This window comes from Roseibium sp. TrichSKD4, assembly GCF_000148725.1.
Classification (GTDB): domain Bacteria; phylum Pseudomonadota; class Alphaproteobacteria; order Rhizobiales; family Stappiaceae; genus Roseibium.
This window is the reverse complement of record NZ_GL476310.1, coordinates 316,512-335,259: the sequence shown is the minus strand read 5'-3', so window position 1 is coordinate 335,259 and position 18,748 is coordinate 316,512. Positions and strand designations below refer to the sequence as shown.

Here is an 18,748-nt window from a genome sequence, read left to right as displayed (position 1 = left end):
AGCAACCGCCGCGGTCATCACGCGACCTCGCTTGAAACGGGTGTACCCAAGCGGCCAACATGACCGTTCTGGCGCCTGGTGGAGCAGAAATCGGTATCAGAGCACACATACATGCGGCTTCCCGCATCATCGGTGATCACTTCATCCAGATAGGTGTCCTTTGCACCGCAAAGATCACAGTCATGCGGGGCCTTTGACACCTCAAAGGGATAATCTTCAAAATCGAGACTTTGGACATCTGTGTAAGGAGGCAAAGCGTAGATGCGCTGCTCCCGCCCCGCACCAAACAGCTGAATTGCAGAACTGTCTGACAGTTTGGGATTATCGAATTTCGGGATTGGAGACGGGTCCATGATATAGCGCCCTTCGACTTTCACCGGATAGGCATAGGAAGTGGAAATCTCACCGTGCCGGGAAATGTCCTCGTAAAGTTTCACATGCATGAGACCGTATTCTTCCAGTTCGTGCATTTTCCGCGTCTCTGTTTCGCGTGGCTCAAGAAAGCGTAACGGCTCGGGGATTGGCACCTGATAGACGAGGATCTGATCCTTGCTCAGGTCTTGTTCCGGGATGCGATGGCGCGTTTGAATGAGACTTGCCTCACCGGTTGCCTCCGTTACTTCAACACCCGCCGTCTTTTCAAAAAACTTGCGAATACTGACAGCGTTGGTCGTATCGTCCGCCCCCTGATCAATCACCTTCAGTTTGTCTTCGGGCACAAGGCAGGCTGCCGTCACCTGCACGCCGCCGGTGCCCCAACCATAGGGCATTGGCATTTCCCGACTTGCAAACGGCACCTGATATCCCGGGATCGCGAGGCCTTTTAAGATGGCGCGCCGGATCATTCGCTTCGTTTGCTCATCCAAATAGGCAAAATTGTAAGCTTGCGCGTTCATTCGGCTGCCTCCTGTGCCGCTTCTGCCTCGGTACGCAGACGACGGACAAGTTCCAATTCACTTTGAAAATCGACGTAATGCGGCAGTTTGATATGCTCCAGAAAACCGGTGGCCTGAATGTTGTCGCAATGGGCCAGAACAAACTCTTCGTCTTGCGCAGGTGCGCCGACAAAGTCCTCACCCAGTTCCTGCCAACGCAGGCTTCGATCAAGCAGTGACATGGCGATGGCCTTGCGCTCAGATTGACCAAACACCAATCCATAGCCACGCGTGAACTGCGGTGGCTCAGTTTTAGAGCCCTTGAACTGATTGACGGTTTCGCATTCAGTAAGTTCAACCTCTCCGATCTCAATGGCAAACCCCAGTTCAGGGATGTCCATTTCGACCGCGACCCGTCCGATCCTCAATTCACCGACAAAGGCATGAGTGCGCCCGTACCCGCGCTGGGTGGAGTAAGCGAGTGACAGGATGAACCCCTCATCTCCCCGCGCCATTGACTGGAGGCGCAAATCGCGTCCTGCCGGAAACTCCAAGGGTTCCCGCGTCAGGTCACGTGGCTCTTCGTTTGACGGCAGTTCGGTTTCAATCAAGCCATCCTTGTTGAGAAAGCTTGTGACATGCGGCACATCTTCCTTGGTGGCCGGCGCGATTTTAACTTCCGGGGCTTTACCTTCCGCAGCCAGTTTGAAGTCCAAAAGCCGATGGGTGTAGTCAAAAGTTGGCCCAAGGATTTGCCCACCCGGCAGATCCTTAAATGTTGCCGACACACGGCGATCGACGGCCATCTTTGATGTCGCTACAGGACGGCTTGCCCCGAAACGCGGTAACGTCGTGCGATAAGCACGGATCAGAAATATGGCCTCAATCAAATCTCCCCGAGACTGCTTAATGGCCAAAGCCGCCAAGTCTGCATCAAACAGAGAGCCCTCGGCCATCACACGATTAACCGCAAGAGCCAACTGTTCTCGAATTTGAGCCAATGACACCTCTGGGATTGAGGTGTCACCCCGTCGCTCTTCATCCCGCCAGGCATGCGCATTGTCGATCGCCCGTTCGCCGCCTTTTACTGCTACATACATTCAAGCAGCCTCCACTCGCGTTGACCTTGGCAGTGCAGCCACCAAGGAGCCGGAGGTGAAAAACACATCAAAACCAAGTGGGAAGCGTGCGTTATTCTCCTGAAACACCTCCGTTTCAGGCAGGGACAGAGCTTCAATGGCCCGGATCCCAGGACCAGATAATTTTGCTCCGGAGTTAGCGATTGTCGGTAAATCTGCAATCAAAGTTGCCGAGCGATCCGGATAATCGGGCCGTCCTATCGGAAGGGCCTCGAGATGCCCCCGTAAGTCTGCCCACGCCCCTACAGCGAACACCTCCCCCGGTGGTCTGCCACGCCCAGCAAAGGAGCGAAGATCCGATGGCTCTATGATTGGCGCACCAATATGAAATGCGACCCAATTCCTCGCCGTTTCCGTATCTGCCGCTCCGGCTAGAAAAACAGGTGTTGTGGGATCAGCGAGCGTCAAAAGAGCAGTGCCAGCTGCAGGGGAAAGTGGATCTGGTGGCTCTATCGCATCCAGTTGCGAGATGCTGCCGGGACGGGCCATGGCGTTCATCAGAATCCGAAAACTTCGCGCAGCCTCAACAGGCGCGTCTTTGAACCCTCCGCCAGCCGTCTTATGCATGTTCATTGATCTTCTCCTCGAACCATCGTGAAGAAGTCCACCTTCGTCGCAGCCGCTTTTTCCGCGCGGCTTTGGCGAGATGCCTCGAACTCTGCTTCAAGCGGGGCGATCACCTCCGCCGCCACTCTCTCGGCATCGACACCTTGCATGAGGGCGTCAATGATAGCCGCCCGGGTTGCATGCTCTCCGTCTCGCCCCTGAACATACCCATGCCCAGTGGTTCCATCTGGCAGTCGTACGGCACATCGGGTCACAGTCATTTCCCCTAGATTGAACGACGCGCCGGTTCCACCGGTCCGGCCGCGGACCATCACGGTTCCTGTTTCCGGCGCACGAATGACTTCATACACTGGAAGATCGGGAAACAATTTGCCAATCGACGCTGATTTCCCCTTCGCCAACGTTGACATCCAGGACTTCCGTTTAGCGATGCTTTCTTCCGTTTGATCAGGCACGAGATCCTCGACATCTTGTAAATTTGTCTAGATTACTATACAACTAGACAAATATTATCGAGTTGCCCTTTCACTGGCAATGATCTTTTGGTGAAGTTTTGATGACAGGACCCACATGGCCCGCGAACCACTTTGGAAGACCATCCGAGATACGGTGTTTTCGGATATCTCAAATGCTCACTACAAGTCGGGCGATAAATTGCCGACAGAGGCCCAACTCGCCGCTCGCTTTGGAGTCAACCGTCACACTGTTCGTCAGTCCCTCGCCGCACTTGTTGACGATGGTGTGATTTTTACACGGCGGGGCGCTGGGGCCTTTGTCGCAACCACGCCAATTGACTACCCAATTGGAAAACGCGTCCGATTTCACCAAAACCTCTCCGCAATTGGCAAAGCTGGGTCACGGGAAATAACCGCCTCAGAGACCCGCAGTGCAAACGAAAAAGAAAGAAATGCGCTCAAGCTGGTTGAGGGGGAAAAAGTACATGTCATCGAGGGCATTTCATATGCAGATGATGTTCCGCTCGCTGTGTTTCGCTCGGCTTTTCCAGCCGGGCCGTACCCCGATTTGCTTAGACACATTCAAGCAACTGGATCTACCACACATGCCCTCAATTCTTGCGGCGTAAACGACTACACACGCGCCAGCACACGCCTGACATCGAAGCGCGCGACCAACCTTGTCGCCCTGAAACTGAAAATTCCAGAAAACGCGCCTGTCCTAAAGTCAATATCGATCAACATAACGAGCGATGGGCAACCTGTTGAATATGGCGCAACATGGTTTGCGGGTGATCGCGTCACCCTTTCGGTTGACGCGGAAACCTGATCGAACAAAGCCTGTTCCAAACATTTATATTTGAAAAATATAAAGGCCGCCAAGGCGGCCTGTCAGATGTTAGTTTATCGGCTGACTGTTATGCGATGGGGCCACAGGCAATCAGCTTTTCGCGCATTAGATGCACTAGCCGGAATTGGGATTGTTAACTCAAACACAGCCTAGGCGAAGCTTTTGCTTCAGTATTTTTTGACACCCATACTGAGCCGTAGTCTCTTTGTTTCTCCGACAATAACTTTCTATTGCTAGTGGCAACTAATGTCAAGCAGGAAATTGAACTCGACATAGTTATTTATCGCATGAGTCGATTTACGGCGGTTAGACGCCTCAATTTGTTGCTAAAATTCCGTTAAGTGCGCTGGTAAGATCGGCACGGCGAAATGGTTTTTGCAAAAATACAACTGCACCACTGATTTCAGCGACAGCCTGTGTCATCTCAAGTGAGAGGGCATCCCGCCCCCCGGAAATAATCAAAAATGGAATATCCGGGTGCTCTGCCTTAACAGCATCCAAAAAGCCAACCGGATCTTCGTTTCCAATCCAGAAATCGACAATCATGGCATCCGGCACAAAGCCATTGCGGATCAAATCTATCCCCGCCTGAAACGTTTCGGCTGTACTGACTTTAAACCCGTCATGGCTGAGCATATCCGCAAATAGCTCTACTAGATCGGCGTCGTCATCGATGAGCAAGATCTGCGCCATCCGCATCCCCATCTTCTATTTGTTCCAGCAGCCATAACGATCTGAGTGCGGTTCTAAACTGTTCGCGCTCAGCCTCCGGAAGGGCGTTGATCTTGCCTGCAATTTTCAGGATAGGATCCGCCTCAAGAATTGCCTGACCCTCGTCCGACAATGAAATGACAACCGCGCGACCCGACTGCGGATCAGGTCGCTTTGTAACAAACCCACGTTTTTCCAACGTCTGCACCGCTCTACTAATCGGCGACAGAGTCAAACCCAAAAATCTGGCTATGGATGTCAAGTCGCTACTCTTTGCTGATGCACGATCCAAATACCGCAAAATCGACCATTGCAACGGCTGAACTTCCCGAGACCCCTTATTGGAATAAACATCCCGGACGATTTTTTCCATCAAAATTGCCGCAGCGACATCTTTTTTTATCATTGCCAGGACCGGACCTCATATAGGTAACAGCAATATGTTGTTTTTACGCAAGACAGAACTATCGAAAAAAATAGACTTTGAGTAGAGGCAATTTTGACTTGAGCCTTTCACTTTTTTACTCGGCACAGCACTTACATTGTACATTCGCACCAACACCTCGAAAGGGCAATACATCAATTTATCACCCCGTGTGCTGTCAGACCTGATCACAAAATGAATCAACTTAAAGGAGAAATATTCTATCTTTGGTTTATTTAACATTACCAATAGAATCTAAGTAAAATTCTCATGTTGCTGCGAGAACACAGTGACTATAGCCTTCGAGCTATACTTTTCATTTGTGTGGCTGTGTCATGTTCAAAACGTTTCGATTTCACACTCTGATATTCTGTAGCTTGCTTCTAGTTGTCGGAACGGTGACTGACAAAGTCCTTGCAAAATCCGACGAGGCACCACCGAAATTTGAACTTCTGCACCTTTGGGCAACTCCAGAGGAAGGCCACGCACTGAGAGCCTTCAGCAATCCGACGAAAGAAAAAGGTGTAGATTGGTCAGAACATGCCGTGGAAACCAACTTTTTGGGCGTGCGTCGCGCGTATGCAGAGCGCCTTGCTCTTTTTGCCCCACCCAGCGCAGTTTTCTGGATAGGTGGAAACGAGGCCGTTTCAGCCCTCGTTGACCAAGGGACATTCCGAAAGATCCCGCTCGAAGTCGGAGGACACGACTTTTCGGAAATACTTAGAACTGAAATTTTGGACGTTGTTCGCTATGACGAAAGTCATTTTGCACTTCTGCCTGTCGGCATCCATCTTCAAAACCATATCCTCTACAATGATGGTTTACTTGAATTGTTCGCTCAAGAGCCACCAAAGACATGGGAACAGTTTCTCAGCCTAGCCGAAATGGTTCATGCCAAAGGGTATTATGGCATCAGCGTTTCAGACCAACGGTGGCAAATTCGCTTTCTGATCGGATCCATAATGGCGGAATTTTTTTCCGCTGATCAATTTCAAACGCTTATCTCCGGTGACAGTCAGTCTCCCCAGATCAAAGAAAACCTTGGGCTTTCATTCAAAGTTTTAAAAAGGCTCCGTTACGTCGCTAATCCGGACTTCAAGGACTTATACTGGGACACAGCCGTCGACCATGTCGTCCAGGGACGCGCACTTGCGAATGTGCTCGGCGACTTTTCGTCTCCACTTCTCCCCCCCTCGGGGGGAGTAACGTGCGAGATGCCACCGGGAAACACCTATGTACTCTGGTCGCTGGATACAATCGCTCTCACGAACGCTGTGGGTGTTAGGCACACAGCCGGGCAAAATATATTTATCGAAACCGTTGCTATTCCCGAACACATTCAAACCTACATCATACGAAAAGGTGGGGTTCCAGCCTACAAGAATGTCGACAGCAGCTTGCTGCACCCCTGCTCCAAACAGTCAACCGAACACTGGGACAAAGCCAGTGATAAATTCCTACTGAGTTCACGGGAATGGACACAAACTATGGATGCGATCGCAGCAGTTGGCCAAATCATCTGGCGCGACCCATCCCATTCGATCAACGACGCTGTTGAGGAAGCCTTACACTCTTTGAAAGCTCTAAGTCTTGCTAGAGAAAAGCTTGGGGCCGAATGACGAGAGGAACAGCCCCCCCTTCAACCAGTCCACCGGGAACACCAAAGGTTTTACCGAGGCTTTTGGCGGGACGAAGCGCTGCCGACATTTCGATCATTTCAATTGCGGTTTTTGCGGTTTTGTGCGCTGGCTTGGCTGTCTGGCTTTTCAGTATTTACCAAGCGGCCAACACCATATCGATCCTAACATTCCAGGAGGCCAATCAATGGCGCAAGACGCTTACCATTGTCGGTTATTTGCTGGAACCTGACTCGACGGAGAAAACTCCAAACCAAGTTTTATCTGCTATTCAGAAGCGGCTGTAGGATCATCTCGATGCGCAATTTTCCTTGCATGATGATATCAAAGAGCGTCTCGCACATAGCCGTTTACATCGCCAATTTGTGGTCACTGATGAAGAAACTGAACTTCAACTGGCAACCTTGTTCACTTCAGATAAAACTCGCGCAAGGCTGTTTGAAGCGGCTACCGCTCCCACAGCCCTTGTCCGCAACAACTTTTCGCATTGGAGCGTGCAGTTTGTTTTTGCTCTTCAGAGCGGACAAGTCATGGACCCGATTTTTGCCCGATCCAACTTACTGGAAGAGGTTCGCGACAAAACCATCAGGCGAATTTGGCAGATCTTTCTCTTCAGTCTTTTGGGGCTTTTGAGCATTATCGTCTTTGTTTGGTGGCGCATTCTGCGTCCAAACATTCGAAACCTCGCAAACACCCAGGCTCAAATACAGGTTCTCCTCGACAACATTCCTGCGGCGGTCTGCGGGATATCTCCAGACTACAAAATCGTGTCAGCTAACAACACCTACCGGAGAACGAGGAGCATCTCGGATACCGATATAGCAAATGGCTTAACCGTCAAAGCTGCTGTGGGCGACAAGAATTGGCCAATTCTACGACCCCATCTTGAAGATGCCTTTGCCGGACAGGCTTCCTCATTCGATATTCTGTTTGCGGCCTCAGAAAATCGAATGACGTCGATCACCTACGCGCCTCTCATAGAGAGCAAGGGCACTGTCACATTAGTGATTGCATTCATTCTCGATATTCATGCGCGATATCAGTCTGAACGACAACTCCGCATCAGTGAAGAAAACCTGCGTATTACACTAAACTCAATTGGTGACGCTGTCATCGCGACTAATACTGATGGGCGCGTAACGCGTATGAACCCAATTGCCGAACAGCTAACAGGCTGGAGTGCGGAAGAAGCTACAGGTCGCCCTCTGTCAGAGGTGTTTGTTATCAAAAACAGCCAAACGGGTGCGCCGGTGCCCAGTCCGGTCGAACGGGTTCTGGAAACGGGCCACATTATTGGACTTGCAAACCATACGGCTCTCATCTCCCGCGAAGGACCAGAATTTCAGATAGCAGATTCTGGAGCTCCTATTCGGGACACAAGTGGGAAAATTGTTGGCGTCGTGCTCGTGTTTCGCGATGTTACGGATGAGTACTTGATGGAACAGCGGATCAGTTCCAGTGAAAAAATGCAGGCAATTGGTCAGCTCGCCGGCGGTATTGCACATGACTTCAACAACAGTCTGGCGGCCATTTTGGGCGCTGTGGAGCTGATCGAGCTCCACGATGGCAAAAACGTCTCTGAAAAAAGCAAAAAACTGATCCGCCAAATCATTGGCGCAGCCGAACAGTCCTCAGAACTCGTAGACAAACTGACGGCTTTTGCCCGTGTTACGGAGTACTCCTTCAGCACGGTCGATCTGCATACAATTATCGAAGACACACTTGAACTGCTCAAAAACACGATTGATCGCCGGATTTCCATCAATTGTACTAATGACGCAAAAAATACGCTTACTCTGGGCAACACAAGCAGTCTTCAAGCCGTTTTCATGAACATTGGCATCAACGCCATTCAAGCAATGCCAGATGGCGGAGAATTGCGGATCAAGCTTGAGAACTGCACGCTTACAGAAAGGGAAACTCAACTGCTTACAGCCTTTGAAATTGAACCTGGTGCATATGTAAGAATTTCGATCTCAGACTCCGGCACTGGCATACCGGATGACTTGTTGCCCCGTATCTTCGATCCATTTTTCACCACCAAAAGCAGTTCGGAAGGAACTGGTCTGGGGCTGGCTGCCGCTTTGGGTACTGTGCAGGATCACAAGGGAGCGATCACTGTTCGAACCCGTGTTCAGCTTGGCACTACATTTACAATTCTGCTTCCTACCGCAAACGGGCCGCTTGAGAAGACGCAACACAATTCAACCCCACCTTCAGGACAGGCGAGTGTAACCGAAAACTCAACGATCCTATTGGTGGAAGATGAAGATGATCTGAGGGATATCGCCAACTCGCTTCTCGACGTCCTTGGCTACAGGGTCTTGTTCGCCCAAGACGGAAAAGAAGGCGTCGAAATATATGCAGCCAACAAGGATCTTATCAGCGCAGTTCTTCTTGATATCAATATGCCGCGGATGGATGGTGGACAGGCGCTTGCAGAAATGAAGGCAATTGATCCGAATGTTTGTGCCATCATCGTTTCAGGTTTTGCCGAAGAAGCTCAGTCAGACATTTTGAAAGACCCCAACGTCTTCACCACCTTGAGAAAACCCTACACTTTGAACCGCCTCCGCGAAACATTGGTTGCAGCCTTAACTTCGAAAGCCCAGCGCCCCTGAACTCTCCACTCCACCCAACGTAACTCATTGGTGTAACACCATTACTTCGTGTTTCTTCATAGGGTTTGACGCGTATTGTCACTCCCGCAATGGTTGCGTATTCCTTCGCTCGTCATTCTAGGTATTTGGGAGTTTTCCATGCCCAACGAAATGAAGGCGGCGGTTGTTCGCGCCTTTGGTGCTCCACTTGATGTATCTGCAGTTGTCCGACCAACAGCAACGCCGGGAAAAGTCATCGTCAAAATCGAAGCCTGCGGTGTATGCCACACCGACCTTCACTCAGCCGAAGGGGACTGGCCGGTTAAACCCAATCCACCCTTCATTCCCGGCCATGAGGGCGTTGGCTTCGTGTGCGAAGTCGGCGAAGGGGTCACGTCTGTGAAGGAAGGTGATCGTGTCGGCGTACCGTGGCTTCACACAGCGTGCGGCCATTGCCGCCACTGCGTTGGTGGATGGGAAAGCTTGTGCGGCGATCAACAGAACACCGGTTACAGCGTGAATGGTGGCTTTGCCGAATATGTTCTGGCCGATCCCAACTACGTCGGACACCTGCCGAATAACCTTGGCTTTGCCCCAGCCGCACCGATCCTGTGCGCGGGCGTGACCGTCTACAAGGGTCTGAAGGAAACCGATACTCGTCCCGGGGACACCGTTGTCATTTCGGGGATTGGCGGTCTCGGCCATCTTGCTGTCCAATATGCCAAGGCCATGGGACTTCACGTGATTGCCGTAGATATTGCAGACAGCAAGCTGAAACTGGCACGTGACCTCGGCGCTGACATGACCATCAATGCGGCAGAAGTCGATCCAGTCGCAGAAGTTCAAAAGGGTGGCGGAGCGGAAGGTGCGCTGGTCACAGCGGTCTCACCCAAGTCATTCAGCCAAGCGTTCGGAATGTTGGGACGCCGAGGCACGATGTCTCTGGTCGGCCTGCCGCCCGGAGACTTCCCGCTGCCAATCTTCGACACGGTGCTCACGCGCAAGACCATTCGCGGCTCGATCGTGGGAACACGCAATGACCTGATGGAATCCCTTCAGTTTGCAGCTGAAGGTAAAGTTGCCTCGCACTACTCGGAAGACAAGCTCGACAATATCAACGCCATCTTCGACAAGATGCGCGCCGGAGATATCGACGGTCGCATCGTGATGACGATGTGAGAGGCTACGAGTTAATGATCGGTGGCACGCCAGTTGCCGTCGATTTTGATTTAAAGACCTAACCAAGGTGGGTTTCGGCCAAGGCGCTCCAAAATAAAATCCATGAACACCCGGACCTTCGGTGTCAGAACATTTGACTTGGGGTACACGAGCCAAAGAACGCTGTTGTGGTTCGCCACATAGTCCGGCAGCACACGAACCAGTGTGCCTTCTTTGAGCTCCTTATGAACACTCCAAAGGGAATTGATGGATATTCCTGCTCCCGACATGGTCAACAGTTTCTGACTCAAGCCATCATCGACCGACACTCTGTATTTCGACAAAATCGGAGCAACATCACAGCCCTCGCCTTCCTTGGTAATCAACTTCAAGGAAGGTTGCCCTTGGAACAACATCAGTTGATGCTCTGATAAATCATCTGGCGTTCTCGGAACTCCATGGGTTTCAAGATAGTTGGGTGAAGCGCATAGTAAGCGAACATCATCAGCCAGCTTTCGGCCCTTCAAACTGGTATCTTCCAAACGCGCATTTCGAAGCGCAAGATCAAAACTGCCTTCAATTAAATCAAACCGCGCGTCGGATAACCGGAGATCGAGGTCAATATTGGGGTTCTGGTCCAAAAAATCCGGAAGGATCGGAGCGATATAGAGTTGCGCAAAGGTGCTCGGCGCTGTGAACCTGAGTGTTCCGGAGACCTCTGACTTGCCCTTGCCTAAGGCCGCCAATGCTTCCGCTTCCTGTGCCAGCATCTCTTTTGCATAGAACAGAAACTCTGCGCCTTCGAGTGAAAGCGATACCTTGCGAGTAGATCGATGCAGCAGTTCCACACCTAGCTGTTTTTCCAACTTTGCGAGCTTCGAGCTTGCAACAGCCGGTGCCATGTCCAGCTTTTTGCCCGCTGCACTGATGTTTAGTTTTTCTGCAGCCAGGACAAAGAGGCGAATGGCTTCGGTCTGCATATTATATTCATTTCCGATATTCTGAATTTATCAATGGTGAGTTTATTCTGAAATAAAAACCAATATCTACTGTTCAGGCATACTCAATGCTGCTGATCGATTAGCAAGCACACCCAAGGACATTGCCATGTTGACCAAGGCAGAACATCTGGATTTTCCTCAGATCAATAATGGATACAACGCGGTCTTCAAGCGCAACAAGCTAACCTTGGGTCTTGTGGTTCCAATCGAGAGCTATGGTCAACAACCGGTTCCGAGCATGCAGGATCACGTATACCGCGTACAGTTGGCTGAAGATCTCGGTTTTTCAGCTGTTTGGCTGCGTGATGTCCCTTTCAATGTGCCGGCCTTTGGCGATGCGAGACAGACGTTTGACCCCTTCGTTTATCTGGGTCTATTGGCTGGTTCAACGAAAAGGATCGCACTCGGGGTTTCCAGCATTATTCTTCCACTCAGACATCCTGCGCATGTCGCCAAAGCAGCCAACAGTTCTGATGTCCTCTCAGGAGGTCGCTTGCTCCTTGGCATTGCGTCGGGCGACCGGCCCGAAGAATACCCTGCTACAAACCAGGACTTTGATACGCGTGGGCAGCGTTTTCGCGAAAGCTATGACTATATTCGCAGCATGGAAGAGACTTATCCCTCGTTTGAAAACAGTTTTGGCACTCTCAACGGTTCCATGGACATGTTGCCAAAGCCACATTCGGGACGGGTGCCCCTGCTCGTGACAGGTGGTAGCCAGCAACATCCTGACTGGCTTGCTGAAAATGGCGATGGCTGGATGACCTACACGAGAAACATCGAAAGCCAAGAGGCAATTATCAGTCAATGGCGGCACCGTATTCGCGCCGTCGGCGGCAACAACAAGCCAGTTATGCAACCTCTGTATATCGATCTTTCCGAAAATGAGGACGAAAGCCCACAACCGCTTCATCTTGGGTTTCGATCTGGGATCAACCCCTTACGCCGATACCTTCAAAGCCTCGAAGCCATCGGCATGAACCACGTCGCTTTGAACCTCAGGTTCAATCAGGAGCCTATGGAAACAACTTTGAACCGGTTGGCAGCCGGTCTCCTTCCCCATTTTTCAGGCTGAGGACAAAACACCATGGAAAAAACAATTCTCCTGACAGGTGCAACTGACGGTATCGGACTTGAAACCGTGAAACGGCTTGCAAGCGCTGGGCACACGCTTCTCATCCACGGTCGAAATGCGGCCAAGTTGTCTGGTGTCGCAGCTGATTTGGCTGACAGTAATGCACGTATCGAAACTTATGTTGCCGATATGTCAGATCTGTCTGCAGTCCGGGCCATGGCAACCGAGATAGCGTCCAAACACCAACACCTTGATGTCATCCTCAACAATGCAGGCATATTAAAATCACCATCGCCGTTGTTGCCGAACGGCCAGGATGTCCGCTTTGTGGTCAACACCCTGGCACCTTATCTCCTGACCCAAATGCTTCTGCCTTTGATGACTGCCAGTGGGCGGGTTGTAAACCTATCCTCCGCCGCTCAAGCCCCGGTCAATCTGGCGGCTCTCACAGGTAAAGCACAGCTGGCTGATATGGATGCCTATGCTCAAAGCAAGTTGGCGATCACCATGTGGTCCCAGTCGCTTGCGACCACCTTGGGAGAAAACGGCCCGCTTGTGATTGCGGTTAATCCCGGCTCCCTCCTTGCCAGCAAAATGGTCAAGGAAGGGTTTGGGGTTGCCGGCAGCGATATCGGCATTGGCGCAGACATCCTTATCCGCGCCTCGCTTTCGGACGAGTTTTCGAATGCCTCCGGCAAGTATTTTGACAACGATTCCGGTGCGTTCGCCCAACCGCACCCAGATGCATTGAATGCTGCAAAAGTCGCGGTCGTTGTCGATACAATCCGAGATCTGGTTGCCTAAGTCACAGCAATTAGAAATCTCTAATCCGCCGGAGTAATTTCCGCCATCAAGTCTCCGGCGGTCTCATGAAGAGCCTCGCTGAGCTTATCTGGGGTCAGACCATCTGGAAGGCGAAGTTCCGCAAAAGCCCGGAACATGGCTCCTCCCTGCATGGAGCCTTGTTCCACCGAAGTTTCCAACTGCTCGATGCTCACCTTGTGCTGGGCGAGAACCTGAGTGACATCGCGCAGGATGCCGGGATGGTCTTGGGACGTGATCTCAAGATGCGCGCTCGTCCCCACCTGCGCATCGGCAGCGACTTCATGCGCACGGACTGTGACGTTTATTCCGTCTTCTTTCAAAGCGGCTAGGCGGGTTTTCAAACTATCGACCGAAGAGTTCGGGATCTCCGCGCTGACAATACCAGCGAACTCGCCTCCAAGGCGCGCCATCGAGCTTTCCACCCAATTGCCACCGGCTTCGGCAATCACATCGGCCAGAGTTTCAACAAGACCGGGGCGGTCTGATGCCAATACGGTGAAGACGAGTTGTTGTGTCACGAGGCCCTCCAAATCCAATGGGACCATTAGAGACATCAAAGCTTAACTCTGACAAGCCGGATGCGACGAGTTGACCATCAGCATCCGACACGCGGTGTTCGACGGCTTCCGATGACTGGGGGGATGCGAATGAGCATCCGCATCTCCCTTTCGCCAACGAACTCCGGTTACGCAAAGGCCTTCCGCAAGAGAGGCACCCTTTTCACTATCAGATAGTCGAGCGAGAGCACGACAATCAGAGTGATACCGACCAGCGGAAACGCAAGAGACACCAGAAGCATCAAAATCATTGCACCACGCCAGTGCGGCAGGTTTTCCGGCGTTTTTGGCGCAAACACGCGAAGCGCGCTTCCTTTCGGGCGACGGATCCACCACATCACGATGCCGCTTACCGACAAAAAGATCACACCGAGACAGAACACCGTGTTCAGAACAAGGTTCCAGAGGCCCATATCTCCTTCATGAAACGCAACACCCACGGCCATTCCCTTAGCAGGCAATGAATAGTCAGCGAAGCCAACATCCGCGAGGACCTTTCCAGTATATTGGTCGATATGAACGGTTCTGTCAGCTGTTGGATCTTCACTGTCATTAGACATTGAGTCCTGGCTCAATGTCCAAACACCAGTCGCGTTTTTCGGGTAGTGTACACGAAAGCGGCCTTCATACCCAAGCGCATGGCCCAGCAGCGCAATGGTGTCGACATTGGCAGGAACACCTTCCGGCAACCCTTCAATACCTGCATCAGAACCTGACAGGGGCATCTTTGTCAGCTCCAGCCCCCACGGCACGTCCTTCATTGCGCCATGGTTCATAGAGGCATGGGTTTCATCGGACAAGGGAACGTTGTTCCACTTTTCCGCCGGGAATGTGCTCCAGGGCTGCACAAACTTCCCTCCCCAAACACCGGCCCATGCGAGCCCGGACAACAGGAAGACGAACAGGATGAGGGCTGAATAGGTACCGACCACCTTGTGCAAGCTCACCCAAAACTCTCTGCCTTTCGCCCAAAGGTCAGGAACGAAAGCCGATCCAGCGCCCTTTGCTTTGGGCCACCAGAGATAAAGCCCGGTAATGATCAAGACGATGCCGAAACCAGCGGCAATTTCGATCATTCGATCCCCCGCCGTGCCGATCAGAAGCTCACCGTGAATGTCCGACATAAAGTCATACCATCCATTTCTGCGCACCCACGTTTCGACCACCTCGCCGGTATAAGGATCAACGGCCACCATATGGTTGGTACCACCATCATTGATCCGAAACACCGATGCGCGGTCCGCCTCCTTGGCACCAATCCATTCTACGAGTTTTGAATCAGGTGAAAACGCCTTTGCTGCGGAGTTCGCCTGCTCGGCAATTGCCGCCTTTTCCAAGCCGATTGGGACGGTGATTTTTTCTCCATCTCTCCCGTCGAACACCGCGATATACATCATCACCAAACCGGTGACGGCGAGCATGATCATAAAGGGTGCTGCAAATATTCCGGCATAAAAATGCCAACGTCATGCGGCGAGATAGAATGTGTCCTTGGCGGGCGCAGCAGACTGCTCGGGCAACTCTTGAGGTGCCATAAATACGTCTCCTTCACGGCAGCCGGTGCGCTCATTGCGGTTCCGGCTCCGAAAACCTGTAATGAATTTGAGTTTGTTTGACGTCAGGCAGAGACAGGTGGCGCGCGCGCGCCGACAGGACGATGGCTCCCACGAAGAGCCAGAAGGAAGTCGGTCAGTTTGGAAACTTCAACCGAAGATTTGGCAATCGGTTTGGCCAGCTCGCCGTGTTCTGGAAGTCCGAGGGCTACAAATGAGGCGAATAAGCAGTGGTTAGTTGTTTGCCTCTGATCCCGCGGAACATTCGGCTGATCAGCAGGGTCAACCTCGACCCCTTGCGCGTTCAAGAGAACCGTGCGCAGACCTTCCGTCGTACACAGAGAAACCGAAATATAACCGTCATCGGTTGTGGTGGGCATAAACCCTTGAGGGATGAGCGCAGACAACAGCATCGGCAACAGAAGCAATGCTCCTGCAAACGATCGCCAGTTTGTGCCTGCCTGTATCACCAAGAAGCGCCCCTCATCTTCTCATTGAAGATGCTGACTAGCTTAAACCATCAGGAGCTGCAACACAGAGTTTGATAGGTGGATGAACTCCACCAACGGAGTTTTCAGGAAAAGACAATTGCCCTCTGGTGGATTTCGGTCTAGGTACGTCGTCCCGTTTTACCACACACCCTGAATTTCTTGTGACCTGTCCCTTTGGGCGGCGGTCGACATGCTTTATTTGGAAAAATCAAAATGGCGCTGGCGCTCGGACTGGATTTTGGCACCTCCAACACAGTGATGGTGTCTGCAGATGATGCTGGTGCCATCACGCCTGTTCAATTCGGCGAGGGCAATGAAGCCTTTGCAAGCCTGCCGACGGTTCTCAGCTTTATTGATCGTGGCCCTCAGCGTCGACCCGAAGCGGCCATCGGGCCATGGGCCATTCGGGCGTTTTTGGAAAGTCTGGACGATGTCCGCTTTATTCAGTCCCTAAAGACCTTTGTTGCCAGCAGTCTCTTCAATGGCACAGGCGTGTTTGGAACACGGTTTGAATTTGAAGACCTGATGCAGACGTTCCTTCAAAAGGCAGGTGAGCACCGGGGCGGCACACTTTTTCCAGAAGGGTCGCGGGTTGTTGTTGGACGGCCGGTTGTTTTTGCCGGCAATGTTCCGGACGAGGATCTCGCCATGAAGCGGTATCGGGGGACGCTTTCCCGTCTTGGCGTAGAAGAAGTCTTGTTTGTTTATGAGCCAGTGGGGGCGGCCTTTTCCTTTGCCAACCGGCTGGACAAGGCAGCGACGGTTCTCGTCGCCGACTTTGGCGGTGGCACGACGGACTACTCCCTGATGCGATTTGAGCGCAAAGGCGACGTGCTCACCGCAACGCCGCCGGGCCGCGGCGGCGTCGGAATTGCCGGTGATACATTCGATTATCGCATTCTCGACAAGATCATACTGCCGGAAATTGGCAAAGGCACCACCTATTCCAGCATGGGCAAGACACTGGAGGTTCCGCCGAACCTTTTCACCAATTTTGCCCGCTGGCACCTCCTGTCGATCTTCAAGACCTCGCACGACTACAAGGAGCTGAAGAAGCTTCTGCGCTATTGCGATGAAGACGACAAGATCGAACTCTTCATCGAACTAGTGGAGGAAGATCAGGGTTATCCGCTGTTCAAATCCGTTTCGACAACCAAGGCGGCCCTCTCCTCCAATGACAGTGCGGAGCTTAAGTTCGCGCCTTTGGGCAAGGATTTTTGCGTCACTATCAAACGGGATGACTTTGAAAGCTGGATTGCACCGGACCTGAAGCGGATGGATCAGGCTTTGGACAAGACCCTTATGGATGCTGGGCTAAAGGACGCAGACATTGACCATGTATTCATGACTGGCGGCACCTCGTTTGTCCCAGCCCTGCGCCGGCAATTTGAAACGCGCTTTGGCACAGACCGCCTGTCAGGCGGCGAAGAACTAACCTCTGTGGCCAAGGGTTTGGCGATGATCGGTGCGCGAGACGATGCCGCTGACTGGGCAGTTGCCTAGGGTCAGGACCCATTAATACCGCACCCATTTCGTTTGATGTCGTTTTCCTGCTTGATCCGTCTTGGTCCGTTCTCTACGTTGGCCGCAATTCGACGGCGTCCCTAGACGGACTGAAAGCGATTCTGGCTGCGGTTGACCCAAATCGGGAACCAACTCTGGAGCTGTCACAGGTTCTGCACTCGCCCCAAACTCGGGCGATGAGCTGCACCCGCTTTCTCTCCTGACGGGTAGCCTCTTGAACCAACTGACGCGACCGAAACCAACTGGTTTTGGACCTTGCAGGGAGAGTACCTTTGAGACCTTCAATCGGCCTTGCCGTATCTGCTGCTGCATTGCTGGCATCCAGCCCAGCTTTTGCCCATGCCGGACATATTGGCGAACTGGCAGGACACTCACACTGGATCGCCATGGGAGCTTTGGCTGGCGCAGCTGCCATTGCCGCCGTCGTGGCTGCACGTGGCTACAAAAAAACGCCAAGTCTGACAAAGAAGGGGACGCTGAAGCCCACGACACAGAAACAGAGGCCACCCAATGAGTGAAAAACTTGGCCTGATGATCTGTGGCCATGGCAGCCGCAATAAGGGTGCCGTCAAGCAGTTCGCGCAGTTGGCAGAAGGTTTGAAATCCCGCTTTCCCGACTGGCCAGTGGAATACGGCTATCTGGAATTTGCCAACCCGGTGATCAAGGATGGTCTCGACAAGCTGCGGGATCAGGGATGCACACATGTACTGGCTGTTCCGGGTATGCTGTTCGCAGCAGGGCACGCCAAAAACGACATCCCTTCTGTTCTGAACACCTATCAGGCGCAGAACCCCGGCATGAAGATCACTTATGGCCGGGAACTTGCTGTAGACACTCGCATGGTCCGCGCCGCTGCAGCCCGTATTCAGGATGCCATCGACGCCGCTGAAACCGACGTTCCGCTTCATGAAACACTGCTGATGGTGGTCGGACGCGGAGCATCGGATCCAGATGCCAACTCCAACGTCACCAAGATCATGCGCCTGCTTTGGGAAGGCTTTGGGTTCGGCTGGGCCGAAACCTGCTATTCCGGCGTCACCTTTCCGCTTGTGACACCCGGTCTGGAACACGCGACCAAGCTTGGCTACAAGCGCGTTATCGTTTTCCCGTATTTCCTCTTTACCGGTGTTCTGGTTCAGCGGATTTACAACGCGACAGACGAAGTGGCTGCGGCCTATCCGGATATTGAATTCCTGAAGGCCGGTTATCTCAATGACCACCCGCAGGTGATCGACACCATGGCGGACCGGGTCAACGAGATCCTGGAAGGCCAGAACCTGATGAACTGCCAGATGTGCAAATATC

General features: G+C 52.4%; 19 protein-coding genes. 9 read left to right on the top strand and 10 right to left on the bottom strand.

Features of this window, described 5'->3' with window-relative positions:
* Nucleotides 1-17: 17 nt before the first annotated feature.
* Genes TRICHSKD4_RS07350 through phnG form a run of 4 tightly spaced genes read right to left on the bottom strand, consistent with a single transcriptional unit; the run spans nucleotide 18 to nucleotide 2,991 of the window.
* Nucleotides 18-896: an alpha-D-ribose 1-methylphosphonate 5-phosphate C-P-lyase PhnJ gene (locus TRICHSKD4_RS07350; protein WP_009466864.1), complete on the bottom strand. Its 879-nt coding sequence runs from the start codon at nucleotides 894-896 to the stop codon at nucleotides 18-20.
* Nucleotides 893-1,975: a carbon-phosphorus lyase complex subunit PhnI gene (locus tag TRICHSKD4_RS07345; protein WP_009466863.1), complete on the bottom strand. Its 1,083-nt coding sequence runs from the start codon at nucleotides 1,973-1,975 to the stop codon at nucleotides 893-895. The genes TRICHSKD4_RS07350 and TRICHSKD4_RS07345 overlap by 4 nt, the downstream gene beginning before the upstream one ends.
* Entirely contained in the window at nucleotides 1,976-2,587 is a 612-nt protein-coding gene (gene phnH / locus TRICHSKD4_RS07340) for a phosphonate C-P lyase system protein PhnH (protein WP_009466862.1), read from the bottom strand.
* On the bottom strand, nucleotides 2,584-2,991 hold the full coding sequence (phnG, locus tag TRICHSKD4_RS07335; protein ID WP_050763373.1) for a phosphonate C-P lyase system protein PhnG: 408 nt from the start codon (nucleotides 2,989-2,991) through the stop codon (nucleotides 2,584-2,586). Before phnG ends, phnH begins: the two co-directional genes overlap by 4 nt.
* A gap of 160 nt (nucleotides 2,992-3,151) precedes the next feature.
* Between phnG and phnF the strand changes: the two genes are divergently transcribed.
* Nucleotides 3,152-3,865 (top strand): phosphonate metabolism transcriptional regulator PhnF, encoded by a 714-nt coding sequence (gene phnF / locus TRICHSKD4_RS07330; protein WP_009466860.1) that lies wholly within the window; start codon nucleotides 3,152-3,154, stop codon nucleotides 3,863-3,865.
* Between the two features lie 336 nt (nucleotides 3,866-4,201).
* Here phnF and TRICHSKD4_RS07325 read toward each other — a convergent pair whose 3' ends face one another.
* Together TRICHSKD4_RS07325 and TRICHSKD4_RS07320 are read right to left on the bottom strand one after the other, a co-directional pair.
* A complete protein-coding gene (locus TRICHSKD4_RS07325; RefSeq protein ID WP_040616490.1) occupies nucleotides 4,202-4,579 on the bottom strand; it encodes a response regulator in 378 nt (125 codons plus the stop codon).
* Nucleotides 4,554-5,003 (bottom strand): MarR family winged helix-turn-helix transcriptional regulator, encoded by a 450-nt coding sequence (locus TRICHSKD4_RS07320; protein WP_040616488.1) that lies wholly within the window; start codon nucleotides 5,001-5,003, stop codon nucleotides 4,554-4,556. The genes TRICHSKD4_RS07325 and TRICHSKD4_RS07320 overlap by 26 nt, the downstream gene beginning before the upstream one ends.
* Before the next feature lie 353 nt (nucleotides 5,004-5,356).
* Between TRICHSKD4_RS07320 and TRICHSKD4_RS07315 the strand changes: the two genes are divergently transcribed.
* The 3 genes from TRICHSKD4_RS07315 (at nucleotide 5,357) to adhP (ending at nucleotide 10,437) form a co-directional block, all read left to right on the top strand.
* Entirely contained in the window at nucleotides 5,357-6,640 is a 1,284-nt protein-coding gene (locus TRICHSKD4_RS07315; RefSeq protein WP_040616486.1) for a hypothetical protein, read from the top strand.
* A gap of 548 nt (nucleotides 6,641-7,188) precedes the next feature.
* Complete coding sequence (locus TRICHSKD4_RS07305; RefSeq protein ID WP_139052002.1) at nucleotides 7,189-9,279, top strand: PAS domain-containing protein; 2,091 nt, start codon at nucleotides 7,189-7,191, stop codon at nucleotides 9,277-9,279.
* 138 nt (nucleotides 9,280-9,417) lie between these two features.
* The gene (adhP, locus tag TRICHSKD4_RS07300) at nucleotides 9,418-10,437 is read left to right on the top strand and encodes an alcohol dehydrogenase AdhP (RefSeq protein ID WP_009466852.1); all 1,020 of its coding nucleotides are present in this window, start codon (nucleotides 9,418-9,420) and stop codon (nucleotides 10,435-10,437) included.
* A gap of 50 nt (nucleotides 10,438-10,487) precedes the next feature.
* Here adhP and TRICHSKD4_RS07295 read toward each other — a convergent pair whose 3' ends face one another.
* Complete coding sequence (locus TRICHSKD4_RS07295; RefSeq protein ID WP_009466851.1) at nucleotides 10,488-11,396, bottom strand: LysR family transcriptional regulator; 909 nt, start codon at nucleotides 11,394-11,396, stop codon at nucleotides 10,488-10,490.
* A gap of 127 nt (nucleotides 11,397-11,523) precedes the next feature.
* Here TRICHSKD4_RS07295 and TRICHSKD4_RS07290 point away from each other — a divergent pair, with 127 nt between their 5' ends.
* Together TRICHSKD4_RS07290 and TRICHSKD4_RS07285 are read left to right on the top strand one after the other, a co-directional pair.
* Nucleotides 11,524-12,492: an LLM class oxidoreductase gene (locus TRICHSKD4_RS07290; RefSeq protein ID WP_009466850.1), complete on the top strand. Its 969-nt coding sequence runs from the start codon at nucleotides 11,524-11,526 to the stop codon at nucleotides 12,490-12,492.
* A gap of 12 nt (nucleotides 12,493-12,504) precedes the next feature.
* Nucleotides 12,505-13,296, top strand: a complete 792-nt coding sequence (locus TRICHSKD4_RS07285) for an SDR family NAD(P)-dependent oxidoreductase (RefSeq protein ID WP_009466849.1) — start codon at nucleotides 12,505-12,507, stop codon at nucleotides 13,294-13,296.
* A 20-nt stretch (nucleotides 13,297-13,316) separates the two neighbouring features.
* Here the strand turns inward: TRICHSKD4_RS07285 and TRICHSKD4_RS07280 are convergent, their stop codons facing one another.
* From TRICHSKD4_RS07280 to TRICHSKD4_RS07270, 3 genes are all read right to left on the bottom strand, one after another.
* Nucleotides 13,317-13,835 carry a glycine cleavage system protein R gene (locus TRICHSKD4_RS07280; RefSeq protein ID WP_009466848.1) on the bottom strand — a complete coding sequence of 173 codons (519 nt, stop codon included), beginning with the start codon at nucleotides 13,833-13,835 and terminating at the stop codon, nucleotides 13,317-13,319.
* Nucleotides 13,836-14,002: 167 nt separating this feature from the next.
* Nucleotides 14,003-15,301: a PepSY domain-containing protein gene (locus TRICHSKD4_RS07275; RefSeq protein WP_009466847.1), complete on the bottom strand. Its 1,299-nt coding sequence runs from the start codon at nucleotides 15,299-15,301 to the stop codon at nucleotides 14,003-14,005.
* Between the two features lie 191 nt (nucleotides 15,302-15,492).
* A complete protein-coding gene (locus TRICHSKD4_RS07270) occupies nucleotides 15,493-15,897 on the bottom strand; it encodes a DUF2946 family protein (protein WP_009466845.1) in 405 nt (134 codons plus the stop codon).
* A 234-nt stretch (nucleotides 15,898-16,131) separates the two neighbouring features.
* On the opposite strand from TRICHSKD4_RS07270, the gene TRICHSKD4_RS07265 reads away from it, so the two are divergent.
* From TRICHSKD4_RS07265 to TRICHSKD4_RS07255, 3 genes are all read left to right on the top strand, one after another.
* Nucleotides 16,132-17,421: an Hsp70 family protein gene (locus TRICHSKD4_RS07265; RefSeq protein WP_009466844.1), complete on the top strand. Its 1,290-nt coding sequence runs from the start codon at nucleotides 16,132-16,134 to the stop codon at nucleotides 17,419-17,421.
* Nucleotides 17,422-17,714: 293 nt separating this feature from the next.
* Nucleotides 17,715-17,960, top strand: coding sequence for a DUF6732 family protein (locus TRICHSKD4_RS07260; RefSeq protein ID WP_009466842.1), 246 nt, complete (start codon nucleotides 17,715-17,717; stop codon nucleotides 17,958-17,960).
* Nucleotides 17,953-18,748: sirohydrochlorin chelatase (locus TRICHSKD4_RS07255; RefSeq protein WP_040616484.1), on the top strand; the 796-nt coding region annotated here is incomplete at its 3' end. The genes TRICHSKD4_RS07260 and TRICHSKD4_RS07255, both read left to right, overlap by 8 nt.